11 protein-coding genes are annotated in these 17,286 nt (G+C 62.9%); 4 read left to right on the top strand and 7 right to left on the bottom strand.

The annotated features are described in order from the left end of the window. Window positions 1-60: 60 nt before the first annotated feature. Together AB7813_RS05080 and AB7813_RS05085 are read left to right on the top strand one after the other, a co-directional pair. The gene (locus tag AB7813_RS05080; protein WP_439063967.1) at window positions 61-1,419 is read left to right on the top strand and encodes a M23 family metallopeptidase; all 1,359 of its coding nucleotides are present in this window, start codon (window positions 61-63) and stop codon (window positions 1,417-1,419) included. A 74-nt stretch (window positions 1,420-1,493) separates the two neighbouring features. Then, window positions 1,494-3,641, top strand: a complete 2,148-nt coding sequence (locus AB7813_RS05085; protein WP_439063968.1) for a carbamoyltransferase C-terminal domain-containing protein — start codon at window positions 1,494-1,496, stop codon at window positions 3,639-3,641. Here AB7813_RS05085 and AB7813_RS05090 read toward each other — a convergent pair. Together AB7813_RS05090 and AB7813_RS05095 are read right to left on the bottom strand one after the other, a co-directional pair. Next, window positions 3,638-4,618 (bottom strand): tripartite tricarboxylate transporter substrate binding protein, encoded by a 981-nt coding sequence (locus tag AB7813_RS05090; protein WP_439063969.1) that lies wholly within the window; start codon window positions 4,616-4,618, stop codon window positions 3,638-3,640. The two genes, AB7813_RS05085 and AB7813_RS05090, sit on opposite strands and share 4 nt — an antisense overlap. Window positions 4,619-4,813: 195 nt before the next feature. Continuing rightward, window positions 4,814-5,683 carry a fumarylacetoacetate hydrolase family protein gene (locus AB7813_RS05095; protein ID WP_093758407.1) on the bottom strand — a complete coding sequence of 290 codons (870 nt, stop codon included), beginning with the start codon at window positions 5,681-5,683 and terminating at the stop codon, window positions 4,814-4,816. Window positions 5,684-5,911: 228 nt separating this feature from the next. Between AB7813_RS05095 and AB7813_RS05100 the strand changes: the two genes are divergently transcribed. Continuing rightward, window positions 5,912-6,541, top strand: coding sequence for a helix-turn-helix domain-containing protein (locus AB7813_RS05100; protein ID WP_089264128.1), 630 nt, complete (start codon window positions 5,912-5,914; stop codon window positions 6,539-6,541). Window positions 6,542-6,625: 84 nt separating this feature from the next. On the opposite strand, the gene AB7813_RS05105 is transcribed toward AB7813_RS05100, so the two are convergent. The 5 genes from AB7813_RS05105 to AB7813_RS05125 form a co-directional block, all read right to left on the bottom strand. Then, window positions 6,626-7,009, bottom strand: coding sequence for a hypothetical protein (locus AB7813_RS05105; RefSeq protein ID WP_246297915.1), 384 nt, complete (start codon window positions 7,007-7,009; stop codon window positions 6,626-6,628). A gap of 174 nt (window positions 7,010-7,183) precedes the next feature. Next, window positions 7,184-8,062, bottom strand: coding sequence for an NAD(P)-dependent oxidoreductase (locus tag AB7813_RS05110; RefSeq protein WP_439084228.1), 879 nt, complete (start codon window positions 8,060-8,062; stop codon window positions 7,184-7,186). A gap of 15 nt (window positions 8,063-8,077) precedes the next feature. Continuing rightward, window positions 8,078-9,209 (bottom strand): peptide chain release factor 2 gene (gene prfB / locus AB7813_RS05115; RefSeq protein ID WP_120289384.1). Its coding sequence is split into 2 segments (ribosomal slippage): window positions 8,078-9,139 and window positions 9,141-9,209, totalling 1,131 coding nucleotides; the frame shifts between segments, so codons are not numbered across the junction. 109 nt (window positions 9,210-9,318) lie between these two features. Further along, window positions 9,319-11,811 (bottom strand): penicillin-binding protein 1A, encoded by a 2,493-nt coding sequence (locus AB7813_RS05120; RefSeq protein ID WP_320444266.1) that lies wholly within the window; start codon window positions 11,809-11,811, stop codon window positions 9,319-9,321. A gap of 247 nt (window positions 11,812-12,058) precedes the next feature. Next, window positions 12,059-13,357: an N-acetylmuramoyl-L-alanine amidase gene (locus tag AB7813_RS05125; protein WP_439063970.1), complete on the bottom strand. Its 1,299-nt coding sequence runs from the start codon at window positions 13,355-13,357 to the stop codon at window positions 12,059-12,061. 699 nt (window positions 13,358-14,056) lie between these two features. Between AB7813_RS05125 and AB7813_RS05130 the strand changes: the two genes are divergently transcribed. Then, window positions 14,057-17,254, top strand: coding sequence for an Rne/Rng family ribonuclease (locus AB7813_RS05130; protein ID WP_439063971.1), 3,198 nt, complete (start codon window positions 14,057-14,059; stop codon window positions 17,252-17,254). The last annotated feature ends 32 nt before the right edge of the window (window positions 17,255-17,286 follow it).

The raw sequence follows: 17,286 nt of genomic DNA on the forward strand, positions 1-17,286 counted from the left end.
GGGCTCAAATCGCCTCCGTTGAGCCAGCCGACGAGTCTCCGGCTGGCATCAGGAGTGCTGATGTCGAACCGCCCCACCCAATATGCCGAGTACCCTCAGCACCACGCACACGACCATGGACGGCCACAGGCGCGCCGCGTCGGGCCGGTCAAGGCGCCGCCCCCGAAAGCCAATCAAAGCGACTATACGATTGCTCATGGCGGCAAGCAGGTCCGCATCGGGCCTGTGGTGTTCTGGATCGTCGTCGGCACGGTGACCGTGCTGGGCGCGTGGTCTGCGGCCACAGCCACTTACTTTGCCTTTCGCGACGACGTGCTGACCAAGCTCATCGCGCGCCAGGCGGACATGCAATATGCCTACGAAGATCGCATCGCAGAACTCCGCGCCAAGATCGACCGCACCACCAGCCGCCAGATGCTGGACCAGGAACAGTTCGATCAAAAACTCGATCAGGTCATGCGCCGGCAGACCACGCTGGAATCGCGCGCCACGGCGCTCGGCGCCATGCCCGATCTGTCTGTTACAGGCTCGATCGGCAAGCCGCCGGCCCGTGGCGCCGCGATCGAGCCTACGACATCGATCCCCAAGCCGTCGCCGATCAGCGACACGGTGACCTTCGTGGCGCCGCCGGATCGCGAAGCGCGGCTTGAGTCCCGCACGCCTGCGCTCACCGCCCAGCAACCCAACCAGTTCGCCAAACTCGGCGGCGTCGACAATGTGATTGGTCGCCTGCAGGCCTCGCTCGATCAGGTCGAGAGCCGCCAGATTGCGACACTCGCCGCGGCTGAAGAATCCATGGACTCCAAGGTTCGCCGCATGCGTGGCGCGATTTCGGACCTCGGGCTCAATATGGCGAAACTCGAATCCGCCACACCGCGCGCGCCCATGGGCGGCCCGTTTGTGCCGGTCAAGCTATCTTCAAGCGCGGATCCGTTCGAACGCCAACTCTACCGCATCCACGTGACCCGCGCGCAAATGGACAAGCTCAACCGGACGATGGCGCTGGTGCCCTATCGCAAGCCGGTCGTCGGCGAAGTCGAATTCACTTCGGGCTTCGGCGTGCGCAGCGATCCGTTCCTCGGCCGCCCCGCAATGCATACGGGCCTCGACTTCCGCGGCGCCACGGGCGACCCGATCCGCGCCACGGCCAACGGGCGTGTCGTTTCCGCGGCCTATGCCGGCGGCTACGGCCGCATGGTCGAGATCGACCATGGCAACGGATTGTCGACCCGCTACGGCCATATGTCCGCGATCAACGTCAAGGTCGGCGATATCATCAAGATCGGCCAGGTGATCGGCCTGGTCGGTTCGACCGGCCGCTCCACCGGCCCCCATCTGCACTATGAAACCCGTATCGATGGTGAAGCTGTCGATCCGCAGAAGTTTCTCCGCGCCGGCGTTCGCCTCAACGCAGGCTAAGTGCGGCATGCGGGGCATTGTTGCCCTGCCCCTGATGTGATTGAAGCGGGTCTCCGTCAATCCGAGGCAGCCCGTTGAAATCCCCCCGACGCATCGGTCCCCGTTTCCCCCGCCTCGGCCGGTTCTGTTTCCGCGCCACACGTCGGGTCGCGACCTGGGCGATGACGCTGGCAGGATTTTATGCCAACGACTCCCACTTTACGGTCCGTCGCATCTCGGAGCTCCGCGCCAAGCTGGCGCGCGGCGAAACGGTTCTGCTCGCCGGCCTCGGACTGCCCGGCACGCACAATTCGGGCGTGGCGCTGGTCGAAGTCACGCGGGCTCACGGCCCGCGCCTCATCGTCAACAACGAAGAAGAACGCTTCTCGGGCGACAAGCACACCACGCAATATCCGCGTGCAGCACTCGATGCGATGCGCGTCACGCTGCAGGCGATGGGCCGTGACGTCCCCGATATCGATGCTTGGCTGACGACCTGGGACTATCCTGATCTGCTCGGCACGCTGGTACGAAGCATCGTCGAAGAACTGCCCGACGGATTGAAGCTGCTGCGCACCAAGAACTCCGTCAGCTTCGACGCACGGCGCCTCGAGCAGATGACGCGGACCCCGAAGCTGCTCCGCAAGCAATTCGGCCTGCCCGCGCGTGTCCCGCTGCTGATGGTGCCCCATCACGACAACCACGCCTGGTTCTCCTTTGCCGTATCGCCCTTCCCCGATGACGAACCGGTCGCGATCGCCGTGCTGGATGGTACAGGGGATCTGGGCTCGGTCTCCCTATATGTCGCCAAGCATGGCGAGATGCAGCGGCTCTATTGCAATAATAGCGTCTTCGACTCCTTGGGTGCGTTCTACAGCGTCATCTCGTCGACACAGGGCGGCTGGACTTGGCTCTCCAGCGAGGGCCGCTATATGGGCGCGGCCGCCTGGGGCGACATGGATCGCGCCAGCAATCCGTATTACGCACGCTTGCGCGAGGTGCTGCATTTCGGTGCAAATGGTGAGATCCAGCTCAACCGCGCCATGGGCAACTGGTACTGCGACCCATTCGAGGGGCCTTATAAGTCCGCATTGATCAAGATTCTCGGCGAGCCACTCAAACCAGACCAGCTCTGGAATCCCGACGCCGTACTGCGCGTCGAGGACATCCAGCACCAACCGGATACGCAGGATCGCCTCGACAAGGCCGCTGCCACGCAACTCGTGTTCGAGGATGCGATGATCCACGTCGTCGGCGGCCTGCTGCGTACCACCGGCGCGCATCGGCTGGTGCTGACCGGCGGCGTGGCACTGAACGCGCTCGGCAACATGCGACTGCTGCAGCATTTCGACGAAGCATGGTTCCAGAAGGCGCAAGGTCGCGCGAAACGACTGCATCTGTGGATTCCACCGACCCCCGGCGACCCCGGCGTGACCATCGGCGCGGCCTGGATGTTTGCGCATCTCATCGCTGCGCCGCGCGGTGCCCCGATGACGCACGCGTTCTATTGCGGCGACGCGCCGACGCAGGGCGACATCACCGCGGCACTGCAGGCTGACAACATCAAGACACAGACGATCGGCAATATCTCAACGCCTGAGGGTTGCGATGCAATTGCCGACCTGATGGCCTTCGTGGTCGCGCAGAGCGGCATCATCGCCCTCTATCAGGGCGCGGCGGAGACAGGCCCACGTGCGCTCGGCCATCGCTCGATCCTCGCCAACCCCTGCGACGCCGGCACGCGCGAACGGCTCAATGAACGCGTGAAATATCGCGAGGCGATCCGCCCCCTGGCGCCGATGGCGACGCTTGACGCGGCGCACGAGTATTTCGATTTGCTGGAGGGCGCGTCCGACGCGGATTACAACGCCTATAACTACATGGTGCTGACGGCACAATCGAAGCCGCATGCGCGGGAGAGAATTCCGGCCGTGATCCATGCCGACGGCACCGGACGTATCCAGATCGTCCGCGCCGAGGATGATCCGCTCACTCATGCCTATCTCAAGGCGCTCGGTCGCCATATCGGCGTCGAGTTGTCGGTGAATACCTCATTCAACGTCGCTGGCCCTATCGCACAGACGCCGCAGCAGGCCGTCGAGACCCTGCGCCGTTCGGCGGGTCTCGACGTGGTGCTGATGGTTGCAAACGACGGTCAGGTGACTGCCGCCTGGCATGGCGGCACCCGCGACGGCGGCCGCTTCACGGCCTGGCTGTCGGAGTGGACGCGCAGCCGCAGTTAGACCTTGCCGATCTTCCTTGCGACGACAACCAGACGCGCGCTGTCCTTGGCCACGAATGCCGCGAACTCTTCCGAGTCCTGATAGGCGGGCATGTTGCCGGCGGCCTCGAATGTCTTCGTGACTTCCGGATCGCTCATCGCCTGCTTCATGGTCTCGCGCAATTTGGTCAAGACCGGTGCGGGCATTCCCTTCGGCGCGAACAGCCCGGCCCAGATGTAGAACTCGACATCAGGATAGCCCAGTTCCTTGAACGTCGGCAGATTCGGGAAGGCAGCGAGGCGTTCGCCGCCGAAATTTGCGAGAACACGCAATGTCCCGGCATCCACATGTTGCTTGAGTGTACCCGGCGCCGAGGCCAGCGCCTGGATTTGCCCGCCCAGGAGATCGCTGATCGCAGGCGTCGCACCACGATACGGCACGTGAAGCAGCTTGATGCCGGCGGCGATCGCGAACATCTCCATCGAGACGTGCAGCGTACCGAACGGGCCCGACGATCCGTATGATATCGCTCCGGGACGCGCCTTGGCGTCAGCAACGAATTCCTGAATCGTTTTCCACGGCGCACTGGCCGGCACGGCGAACAGGGTCGGATCCGCAAGCACGCGCGCGACAGGCTGCAGTTGGTCGACCTCATAGGCGACTGGCCGATCATAGATGCGATCCGACTCGGGCAGAACCGCAAGCGACGACAGCGTCATCAGCAGCGTGTGCCCGTCAGGCTGGGCGCGGGCAACGGTCGCGTTGCCGAGCGAGCCGCCGGCGCCGCTGCGGTTGTCGATGATGACCGGCTTGCCGAGCACCTTCTGCATATAGCTTGCGACCGGACGCGCGGCGATATCGGCCTGCCCGCCAGCCGGAAATGGCACGACCATGGTGATGTTGCGGCTTGGCCAGGCTTCCTGCGCGCGTACACCCTGACCGGTCAAAGCGAGCGTCGACAGGCCCCCGAGGCCTGCAATGAAGTCACGACGTTTCATACTTGTCTCCCGTTTGTTTTTGAGCAACGCATTGGTTTCAGTCGCATCCAGGGGACGACGCGCCATCTCGGGAGACAGCGCCTGCGCGCCCTGGAGCTCTTTCAAAGCTCTAAGTTGTTGAAGCTCGCAGAATTGAGCGTGGGGCAGATGATGCCCCGCGCCTCTTCATCAAAACCGCAACCGATGTAGGCTTAATCAGCCGACCGGGTTTTCGAGTTTGCCGATGCCGCTGACCTCGATCGTAACCACGTCGCCCTTCTTCAGGAAGCGCGGCGGCGTGAAGCCGAGGCCGACGCCGGCCGGCGTTCCGGTCGCGATCAGATCGCCCGGCTCCAGCGTGATCCCTGCCGAGAGCGTCTCGATCAGCGTCGGAATGTCGAAGATGAGATCGGTCACCGACGCATCCTGGCGCTTTTCGCCGTTGACGGATGTCGTCAGTCGCATTTTCGTCGGGTCGGGCATCTCGTCAGCAGTTAGGATCGCGGGACCCATCGGGCAGAAACCGTCGATGCCCTTGCCGATGAACCACTGGCGATGCTTGTGCTGCAGCGTGCGTGCCGTGACGTCATTGATGATCGTGTAACCGAACACATGCGCCAGCGCGTCTTGCTTCTTGATGCCGCGGCCGCCACGCCCGATGACGACCGTCAGCTCGCCTTCGTAGTCGGTGCTGTCGGTCGGATCGAGATAATTCGGAATCGACTTGCCGGAACCGATCACCGTGCTCGACGGCTTCGTGAAGATGACTGGCGCTTCCGGCACGACTTCCTTTGCCGAGGAGTCGAAACCACTACCCGCGAATTCCTTCGCGTGCTCATGGTAGTTCTTGCCAACGCAAAACACGTTGCGTGCCGGGCGCGGGATTGGCGCAAGAAGCTCGACGCTGGCGATAGGAAGGGGCGCGCCCGCTGAAGCGGTAAGCGTACCCTTCAGGCTATCGAAATTGGCAATTAGCGCAATCATATCGGGGGCAACGTCGCGCGGCAGCGGCGAGACCTGAGTGAGCGCCTGATCTGCAATGCCGACCGTGGCCCGGCCCTCATGCAGGAAAGTAACAAGGTGCATTCTTCCTCCTGATATGTCTGCTTGTCCGGCGAATGGATCGCCGGCATCTTCTAAAGATACACCTATCTTCGATAGAAGATTTTGGCAAGCTGATCATCCCGGCTATTTATTCTTTAGAAGACGCACGCGGTCATCTGCCGCAGCAGGATGTGACATGGCGAGCAACGGCGCCTAAGATGGAATCACCGGCGGATTACATCCGCGAATGACATTGGAGCAGCACCCGATATGGCGAAACCGGCGACGCGGAAGGTCGTTCGCGAAGACCCCGTCAGTCGCGCATTCGGCGATCGGGTTCGCATATTGCGTGAACAGGCCAACCTGACCCTGGAGCAGTTCTCCAAGCAGTCCGGTGTCAGTCGGGCGATGCTGTCGAAAGTCGAGCGCGGCGAGAAGAGCCCGACGATCGGGGTCGCGCGACGTATCGCGCTGGCTCTGGAAACATCGTTCTCGACGCTGATGGGCGACGACGACGCGCCGCGCCGGGCCTTCGCTGTGGTGCGCAAGGATCAACGCCAGATCTTTCGCGATTCAAAGACGGGCTTCGAGCGCTTCCTGCTGTCGCCCGTCATGGCCGGCATGGCAGTGGAAGTCGTCCTGCATCACCTGCCCCCGAAAACCTCGACCGGCAAATTGCCCGCCTACCCGCAGGGCACATCCAAACACGTCCTTGCCACGCACGGACGCGTCACCGTGCGCACCAAGGATACCGAGACGGTTCTGGACGAGGGTGACTCGCTGTATTTCGAAGTCGATGTCGAGCACTGGTTCGAGAACAAGACCGCGCGCCGGTGTGAATACTACCTCGTGATTTCGGTGCCTCCGAGTTACGGACGACGCAGCGACGGCAAGGCCTAGCACGCGTCCGCAAGTTTGAAGGCCCCCGCTCACCTGCGAGCGAGGGACCTGTTGGCTAGCAGCCGATTTCAATCTGCCACACGATTACTTCTTCAGGCAGAGACCAACGGTTGGCGTCGTGGTGCACTTGGTGCCATCAGGTGCACCGCCACTCGGGCAGACAACGGACACCAGCGTCTCTGTCGCCTCGCAGCTAATCGCGCCATCTGCCTGCACCGCGCGGAAGCTCACTGGTGCTACATCACCCTTGTCACCCTTGGCGCCGGGCGTACCCTGCGGACCTTGCGGTCCCTGTGCACCCGCCTGTCCCTGCGCGCCGGGAATGCCCTGAACGCCTTGCGCACCCTGCGGGCCGGCCGGCCCCTGCGCGCCGGTTTCGCCCTTCGGACCTGCTGGTCCGGGATCGCGGCCGCAGGCGCCCAGCATCAATGCAACGCCAACAGCAAGAATTGGAATGATCTTCTTCATGCCCCACACCCCGTTGAATTCATGACACCGCGACATGCGGCGTCAGGATAAGCCAGCGCCGGATGTTGAGTTCCGGCACGCGGATGATATCGGGTGACAAGAAGAACGGAAGCGGCCGCGCAGCGACGCGACTGTTTCAAGACGCCGCAGACTTTGGCGGGCGGGTTAGCTTACTCAGCCGTCTCTCGGTTGCGAGATGAGCTCGATCATTTTGGCTTCGTCATCGTCTGGCGCGAAAGCCTTCGCCTTTTCATAGGCTTCAACAGCCGCTGCGCCGACCAGGGGCCTCGCCTGCAAAAGCTGCTCCGCCAATCTCACCGCATAGGCCGCATCCTTATGGCGCAGTGCAGCGGTGAAGGATGCGCCTGAATAATCGCGCGCCAACATTCGCGGCGCATGTCGCAGCACCTGTGGGCTTGCCGCGACGCCGCTCGCGATGGACTCCAACACCAGCTTCATGTCCAGCCCGGCATGTTCTGCAATGGCCAGACCTTCGGCGAGCCCAGCTATATGGATCGCGCCCATCAGGTTGTTGATCAGCTTGTAAACTGTACCCGATCCGATGGGGCCGAAATGCCGGATCGTCGATCCGATCGGCGCCAGAAACGGCCGGGCCTTGTCGAGGTCCGCAGTATCCGCGCCGACCAGCAGCGTGAGCTTGCCGCTCGCAGCCGCATCCGGCAGACCAGTGACAGGGCAATCGATGTAGGTCAGCCCGCGTTCCTGCAGCACTTTCGCAAGATCGAGCGCATGCTGGTGCGACACCGTCGAACATTCGATCGCCAGCGCGCCCGCCTCCGCGGTTCGCCCGGCACCATCAGTGCCGAGCCACACAGTCTGTGAAGACTCGTCATCGGCGACCATCGTGACGATGGCATCGGCGCCTTCGGCTGCATCCGCCGGCGAAGCTGCCCAGCGTGCGCCACGTGCGATCAGATCTTCTGCTTTCGCCCTGCTCCGATTCCAGACGGCAACGCTGAAACCAGCTTCGAGATAGCGGCCGGCCATGCCGTGCCCCATGCGTCCCAAACCGATGAACGCAACATGGGGCAAAACTTGGGGCATGGCTTAATCCACGTCGTCGATGGCACCTGGCGAGGTGCCGAAGGCGCGCTGCGCCAGTGTCGCCGCCATGAACTCGTCAAGGTCGCCGTCGAGCACGCCGGAGGTATCCGACGTCTGCACGCCGGTGCGCAGATCCTTCACCATCTGATAGGGCTGCAGCACGTAAGAGCGGATCTGGTGACCCCAGCCGATATCGGTCTTGGCAGCCTGATCGGCAGCGGCCTTCTCCTCGCGCTTCTTCAGCTCGATCTCGTAGAGACGCGCGCGCAGCATGTCCCAGGCCTGGGCCTTGTTCTTGTGCTGCGAACGGCCGGCCTGACAAACCACGGCCACACCGCTCGGAATATGCGTCAGACGTACGGCAGATTCCGTCTTGTTGACGTGCTGACCGCCGGCGCCGCCCGAGCGCATCGTATCGACGCGTACATCGGATTCGTTGATGTCGATCTTGATGCTGTCGTCCACGACCGGAAAGATCGCGACGCTCGAGAACGAGGTGTGACGACGGGCATTGGAGTCGTAAGGCGAGATACGCACCAGACGATGCACGCCGCCTTCGGTCTTCAGCCAGCCATAGGCGTTGTGGCCGGAGATCTGGATCGTCGCCGATTTGATGCCGGCTTCTTCACCCTGCGTCTCTTCGAGATACTCGATCTTGAAACCGTGCTTTTCAGCCCAGCGCGTATACATGCGCAGCAGCATCGAGGCCCAGTCCTGGCTCTCGGTGCCGCCGGCGCCGGCATGGACTTCGAGATAGGTGTCGAAGCGATCGGCCTCGCCAGAGAGTAGCGCTTCCAGCTCGCGGCGCGCGACCTCTTTCTTCAGCGCCTTGAGCGCATTCTCGGCTTCCGTCACGACGCTCTGGTCGCCCTCGGCCTCGCCGAGTTCGATCATCTCGACGTTGTCGTCGAGTTCACGCGTGACCTTGCCGATGCCTTGAAGCGAGTCCTCAAGCGAGGTGCGCTCCTGCATCAGGCGCTGGGCCTTTTGGGGGTCGTTCCAGAGATTGGGATCTTCGGCGAGAGCGTTCAGCTCTGCAAGTCGTGCCGTGGATGCATCGACGTCAAAGATGCCTCCTCAGCAGCCCGACTGACTGCTTGATCTCTTCTACGAGGCGTTCGATTTCAGCGCGCATGGAAACTCTGATCTGGCGGCATCAGCCGCAATACGAATGGTGATCGGGATGTAGCGGCGTGCGCGGCAAAGCGCAATCCGCAAGGATCTGCTGTGGGGTCAGATGAGCCTCAATACAGCCCGCCCGTTCCCGGTCGCATGAAACTGCGGTCGGTTTCCGGCGACACCGAGAGCGAACGACCATCGGCATCGGCGACACCGATCACAGAATAGTTGTCCGGCGGCGCCGTGCCGGGCTTGAAGGCCTCGAGGATGGTGCGGCCGCCATCGCCCGGTCCGGCGCGCATGCCCGACTTGGCGTCGACGCGGATCAGCTTGATGCCGGCAGGCACGCGGAACGGCACGGCCGGCTTGTCGGCGAGCGCAAGCTTCATGAAGTCCTTCGCAATCGGCGCAGCCAGCGCACCGCCGGTGGCCTTGTTGCCGAGGTTCCGGGGCTTGTCGTAACCGACATAGATACCGACCACGACGTCAGGCGAGAAGCCGATGAACCAGGCATCCTTCTCGTCATTGGTCGTGCCGGTCTTGCCGGCGATAGGCTTGCCGACTTCGCGGAGCACAGTCGCCGTGCCGCCCTGCACGACGCCTTCCATCATCGAGGTGATCTGGTAGGCGGTCATGGCGTCGAGCACCTGCTCGCGGCGATCGACGAGCTGCGGCTCGGCCTGGTTCTTCCAACCCTCCGGCGCGTCGCAGCCGCGGCATTCGCGCTGGTCATGCTTGAAAATCGTATGCCCGTAGCGGTCCTGAATACGGTCGATCAGCGTCGACTTCACGCGGCGACCGCCATTGGCGAACATCGAGTAGGCCGTCACCATCCGCATGACGGTCGTTTCACCGGCGCCGAGCGCATAGGAGAGATAGTTCGGCAATTCATCATAGACGCCGAATCGCTTGGCATATTCGCCGATCAGCGGCATGCCGACGTCCTGCGCCAGTCGCACTGTCACGGTGTTCAGCGAGCGCATCAATGCATTACGCAGCGTCACCGGGCCGTAATACTTGCCGGTCGAATAGTTTTCCGGACGCCACACCCCGGCGCCCTGCCCTTGATCGATCTCGATCGGCGCGTCGACCACGACGGTGGACGGCGTGTAGCCATTGTCCATCGCTGCCGAATAGACCAGCGGCTTGAAGGATGAGCCGGGCTGACGATAGGCCTGCGTGGCGCGGTTGAACTGGCTCTGGTCGAACGAGAAGCCGCCGACCATGGCGAGCACACGTCCGGTCAAAGGATCCATCGCAACCATGGCGCCGGACACTTCCGGATACTGCCGCAGCCGGAACTGGCCTTCGACGACCGAGCCGTCCTTGTTTGTGAGCGGATCGACATAGATGACGTCGCCCGCGGCCAAAACCTGCGACACGGCCGTCGGTGTTTTGCCCTTTGTCGGGCCGGCGGCGGGTTTGGCCCAGCGCACGCCATCCAACGTGAGGATGCCGGTCTGGCGATCCTTGAGCACGGCACCGCCGAGTTCACGGCCCGGCTGAAAGCCGATCCGCGCCGACTGATCACTGACATCCAGCACGACAGCGAGCTTCCACGGCGCGATGTCGGACAGCGCTTTGACCTCGGCGAGCTTCACGCCCCAGTCACCGGAAATATCGATCTTGTTGGTCGCCCCGCGCCAGCCACGCACCTCGTCGAAATTGATCAGGCCGTTGGTCATGGTCTTGCGCGCCATGACCTGCAGCTTGGGATCCAGTGTGGTACGGACCGACAGGCCGCCCTCATAGAGTTTCTTTTCGCCGTAGCGTTCCAGGATGTCGCGGCGCACTTCCTCGGCAAAATACTCGCCGGCAAAGATGTGACCCGAACTGTTGCGGCCGGTGACGCTCAGCGTCTCCTTGCGCGCCTTGTCGGCATCGGCCTGCTTGATCCAGCCGTTCTCCAGCAGACGATCAACCACATAGTTGCGGCGCTCGATGGCACGGTCGCGGTTCTTGATCGGATGCAGCGACGACGGCGCCTTCGGCAAAGCTGCGAGATACGCCGCTTCCGACACGGTCAGTTCGTTCACCGACTTGTCGAAATAGACCAGCGAGGCGGCGGCGATGCCATAGGCACCGAGGCCGAGATAGATTTCGTTGAGATACAATTCGAGAATCTTGTCCTTCGAATAGGTGCGCTCGATGCGCATCGCCAGCAAGGCTTCCTTGATCTTGCGGGTGAAGGAGACCTCGTTGGTCAGAAGGAAGTTCTTCGCAACCTGCTGCGTGATCGTCGATGCGCCCTGCGGCCGGCGGTTGGAGCCAAGGTTCTGCGCGTAAAGCACCATTGCGCGCGCCATGCCCGAATAATCGAGGCCGCCATGCTCGTAGAAATTCTTGTCTTCGGCCGCGAGGAAAGCGTTGATCACCAGCTTCGGCACGGCTTGAATCGGCAGATAGAGCCGGCGCTCCTTGGAGTATTCGCCAAGCAGTGCACCGTCCGCCGCATGGACGCGCGTCATCACCGGCGGCTCATAATCCTGAAGCTGCGAATAATCGGGTAAGTCCTTGGAATAATGCCAGATCAGCCCGGCTGCGGCGGCGACGCCCACCAGGAACACCACGGTTCCTGCGGCGAACAAGAAACCCATAAACCGCACCAGCAGACGCATTATCGACGATCCGTTTCAATCGCTGTGCCGCAATATAGCATACGGCAGCCCTATGGGCGTGAAGTCAGCAAAAAGTCCCGCGGCAAAAATCAGCAAGGAGACAACCCAAAAAATGGCCGTCAGTCTTGACCGATTCTGACAGCCGCCCGGAAATTTTTATAGAGCGCCGGCTGTGGCCAAACTAGGGCTTTCATACTGAAGGCCGGGGCTTTCGTACTGAAAGATTTGTCATTTTCAGTTCCGGTCGTCAGTTTCCCGGGCCGGCAGAGACCATCCGCTTGGAGAAGAACCCGTCGATCGCCTTGGCGACCGCCCCGACGGTCTTGGAGCGCCAGTTCTCGGACATCAGCTGCTGGAGATCGTCCTTGTTGGACACGTAACCCAATTCGATCAGCACTGAGGGGACGTCCGGGGCCTTGAGGACGCGGAAACCTGCCGATTTCAGGGGATGCTTATGCATCCGCGCCGTGGTCTTCATCTCGCCCACCACCAGCCGGGCAAAGCGGTTTGAGAAGGTCCGGGTTTCGCGCTGCGCCAAGTCGATCAGAATGTCGGCAACGTCGGTTGGCTCTTCCGTCAGATTGACGCCGGCGATGGCGTCGGCCTTGTTTTCCGAGTCTGCCAGCCGCTCCGCCTCCGCGTCGGAGGCCTTGTCAGACAGTGTGTAAACGGTGGCGCCCTGCGCATCCCCCTCGCCTCGCGGCAATGCGTCGGCATGGATGGAGACAAACAAGGCAGCCGACTGGTTGCGCGCCACCTTCACCCGTTCATCCAGGGGGATGAACGTATCGTCGGCGCGGGTCATGACGATGCGGTATTTGCCAAGCTTCTCCAGACGGTCACGCAGGGCCAGACCGAAACCCAGCACGATCCCCTTCTCGCTCTCGCCGCCGGCCTGGGTGCCGTTGTCGATACCGCCATGACCGGGATCGATCACGATGACTGGACGGGCGTCCGGCGCGGCATCGGGCACCGCGCTGGCGACCACCTTGGTGGCAACCGGAGACGCCGCAGCAGTCGTTCCGACGGCCGGTCGCAGATCCGGGCGATTCTCAACCGCCAGCGCCTGTACGAATGTGGTGCGATCGACCGATTCGAGTTCGATCACCATCCGCGCCGGCTGCCCGTTAGCGGGATCGAGCGCGTAGGAATTCTTGATCTTGGCCGGTCCGGTCAGGTCAAACACCATGCGCGACCCGCCCGGCATCACCAGACCGTAGCGGAACGCCTTGATCAGGCCGCGGGAGACCGTCCCGGCGCCGGGATCGAGATGGAAATTGACCTGGGGAAGATCGATGACCACCCGATATGGGTCAGCCAGCGCAAAGGCACGCAGCGGGATCTTCCGGTCGAGATCGAGAATGAAACGGGTCTGTTTCTCGTCACCGGCGATCCGCACGTCGGAGGCGATCGGAAAAACGCCCTCGACTTCCGCGCGTGGCGCCTCGCCGGCGGCCTGGGCGGAGTTCGGGCACCAAAACAGTCCAAAACCGGCACTGAAGAGCACCGTGGCCAGCCTGACGATGTGGTTTGCGCGGCTCGTCAACGAATCCACTGCCTCCGAAGCAGCCCCTCATTAACCCAATAGGATTGCAGGGTTAACCAGAGCTTAAGTCGGCCATATCGAATAAGCCTGAGTGTTGCAGCCTTGTGACGCTTCCCTTGCATGCGACCCCCATTCCTCGTATGTACGAAGAGCTGACGGTTTAACTCCCGGTTGTGTCGCGTTCAGCCTCCCGGTGCAACGCTCGTTCCCCCGACCATCTATCGGTGGATCCAGCGTTTTCCGGCCTCCTCTCTACAACCAGCGCAGCGCGCGGTTGCCCAGAGAGGCGGTCTTAGCCCAGGCGGTGTCCGGTCCCAGGTCCTTTCTCGCTCCCGGGGCGGCTTTAGACACTTCATGACCGATTATTCCGGCCTTACGGGCGGAGTATGCGACAGCCGGTGACCGCGTTCTGCGGCGCGCCGGACGTCAGCAAAAGGCGGCGCCTTTGCCGCCAAGATGTTCAGACGGGCCGACGCTTGATGCGCCAGACTGTGATGCCGACCGAGACCCAGGTGGGAACTATGCCGATGCGAGGCCCAAGCCTCGCGCGTCGCCCCGCACTGACCTCGCGATCGGCACGGCGTTCAGGGCTGTGTTTCGGCCTTCCCCTCACCCCCGAATCAGGTGGACCGTTGCGTCACCCGGCTGCGCGATACGCGCTTGCCGCCACGCACGCCGTCCGCCTCCATGAGCTTCCAAATGCCAAACAAAATGTTGATCGATGCGACCCACCCGGAAGAGACCCGGGTCGTCGTGGTTCGCGGCAATCGCGTCGAAGAGTTTGATTTCGAGACTGCGCAGCGCAAGCAGCTCCGCGGCAATATCTACCTCGCCAAGGTCACGCGCGTCGAACCGTCGCTGCAGGCCGCGTTCATCGAATACGGTGGCAACCGCCACGGCTTTCTCGCTTTCAGCGAAATCCATCCGGACTATTACCAGATCCCGGTCGCCGACCGTCAGGCGCTGATCGAGGCGGATGAACGGGCCCATCGCGAAGCTGAGGAAGAGACCGAAAACCGCTCCAACCGTAAGCGCTCGCGTCATCGCAACTCCCGTCGCCGCGACCGTGGCGAGCGGGTGCAGAGCGATGTCGTCGATACGACAGCGATCGATCCGTCGCAGGCCGAACAGCCGCGCGATCCGGCCTTCGAGGTCCACAGCCATCCTCATGATCATGCCCATGATGACGGGCACCACGCTGCCGATCACGACCATCATGACCATGACGGTCACGAGCATACCCACGCGCATGAGCACGCCGCAGGCGATCATGCGCACGACCATGATCACCACGATCATGCCACCGCACCGGTCGCGTCCGAGAGCGTCGCTGCCGAAGCTGCGGCTCCCGAGGTCGTCGTGTCCGAGGTCGTTGCATCGGAGCCTGTGACCGAACAGCCTGTTTCGGCAGGCTTCTCGCCTGCACCGGTCGAAGCCGTTGCGGAGACGCCGGCGCCAGTCGCCGCCGAAGCGCATAATGATCACGCGCATGACGAACAGATTCAGGCCGCTCACGCCGAAGAGAACGCGGCGCATGCCGAGGACGTTCACCACGAAGAGCGCGCCGAGGGTGAGCACACCGCTGCCGCTGACAGCGACGAACACGACGACGACGAGGAAGACGAAGACGACGGCGAGGAAGAGGCCGAAGAGGATCAGGTCGAATCCGTCGGCGGTGACGACGTTCTCGAGGAAGTGCCCGAGCGAGCCTTCCGTCCGCGTCGCCAGTACAAGATCCAGGAAGTCATCAAGCGTCGCCAGGTCATGCTGGTACAGGTCGTCAAGGAAGAGCGCGGCAACAAGGGCGCTGCGCTGACCACCTACCTGTCGCTCGCCGGCCGCTACGCCGTGCTGATGCCGAACACTGCCCGTGGCGGCGGCATCTCGCGCAAGATCACCTCGGCACAGGATCGTTCGCGTCTCAAGGAAGTGGTGTCGGACCTCGACGTGCCGGAAGGCATGGGGATCATCCTGCGCACCGCCGGGGCCTCGCGCACCAAACCGGAAATCAAGCGCGACTTCGAATACCTGATCCGGATGTGGGAAACCGTCCGCGACATGACGCTGAAGTCGCAGGCCCCGACCCTCGTCTACGAGGAAGGCTCGCTGATCAAGCGTTCGCTGCGCGACCTCTACAACAAGGAAATCGACGAAATTCAGGTCGCTGGCGAAGCCGGCTATCAGGAAGCACGCGACTTCATGCACATGTTGATGCCGAGCAATGTGCGCGCGGTGAAACAATATCGCGACGGCCAGCCGCTATTCTCGCGCATGGGCGTCGAGAGCCAGTTGGACGCAATGTTCTCGCCGACCGTGCAACTGCGCTCCGGTGGCTATATCGTCATCAACCAGACCGAAGCTCTGGTCTCGATCGACGTGAACTCGGGCCGTTCGACCCGCGAACACCACATCGAAGACACCGCGCTAAAGACCAATCTCGAAGCCGCCGAGGAAGTCGCGCGTCAGCTGCGCCTGCGCGATCTCGCCGGTCTGATCGTGATCGACTTCATCGACATGGACGAGAAGCGCAATAACCGCGCTGTCGAACGCAAGATGAGCGACTGCCTGCGCCAGGATCGCGCGCGCATTCAGGTCGGCCGCATCTCGCATTTCGGCCTGCTCGAAATGTCGCGCCAGCGCATCCGCGCCAGCGTGCTGGAAAGCTCCACGGATATCTGCCCGCATTGCGGTGGCAGCGGTCACGTTCGTTCGGTGTCGTCGGTGGCCCTGCAGTTGCTGCGCGGCCTCGAAGAAATCCTGATGAAGGGCGCCACGCATAACCTGATCGTGCGCACCCGCACCGATGTCGCGCTCTATGTGCTGAACCACAAGCGTGGCCATCTGCGCGATCTCGAAAACAGCTTCAAGGTGACCCTCGCCGTCATCGCCGATCCGAATGTCAGCGGTCAGCAGTCCTTCGTGATCGACCGCGGCGAACAGGTCCACACGCTGGAAGCCGCCAAGGCACTTCTCGCGGCTCAGGTCGCAGCCTTCCCGCCGCCGCTGGAAGAAGAACCCTTCGACGACGAAGATCTGTTCGAGACGGAAGCCGAAATCGAAACCGAGGAGACCGAAGGTCTCACCGACGACGAGACCTCGAGTGAAAGCGCCACCGGTGATACAGACAGCGATGGGCGCAAGCGCAAGCGCCGTCGGCGCCGTCGTGGTCGCTCCGGTGAAACCCGCGAAGGCGGCGCTCCCGGTCGCGAGGGCGGAGATCTCCAGAACGCCGCTGAAGGCACGGTCGAAGGTAACGTCGAAACCGTTGGCGACGACAGCGAAGGTGAAGACGACGAGGCCGACGATCAGCCTCGTGAGGCCCGTGCCGATCAGCCGGCCGATGGCGAGCGTCGCCCGCGTCGCCGTGGCCGTCGCGGCGGACGCCGCCGGCGTGGTGGTAACGACGAAGGTCTGGCCGGATCGATCTCCGATGAACTCGGACCGACGCAGACCTCGGAAGCCAGCGATGCCGTGGCCGATCTCGAAGGTCAGGACACGCGCCACGACGCACAGCCGCACCAGTACGCAGCTTCAGACACCGTGACGTCCTATGCAGCCCCACAGCCAGAGGCCGAACAGAGCCGTCACAACGCCGTGCCAATGTTCGCTCCAGCCGTGCCCGAGCCGACGCCGGTCGCTCCTGCTCCCGTCGCAGCACCTACCCCCGTGCAGGAAGCCGCGGCACCGCAGGAAGATGACAAAGCCGCAGCCCGCCGCCGCTCGACGGTCCGCGAAAAGGTCAACTTCGGTTCGACATCTCCGGAGCCACAGCCCGCGGCAGCGCCCGTCGCTACAGCCCCGGAGCCGGCACCTGCTCCTGCCGCTGCACCGGCCCCCGCGGTCGAAAGCCAGCCGCGTAAAGCCGGCTGGTGGTCACGCGTCCTCGGCAACGACTAAGCGCTCTCAACGCAACAACGAAAAGCCGCCCG

Origin of the sequence: Tardiphaga sp. 20_F10_N6_6, from assembly GCF_052076045.1 — a bacterium.
In the GTDB taxonomy this organism is placed as follows: Bacteria; Pseudomonadota; Alphaproteobacteria; order Rhizobiales; family Xanthobacteraceae; genus Tardiphaga; species Tardiphaga robiniae.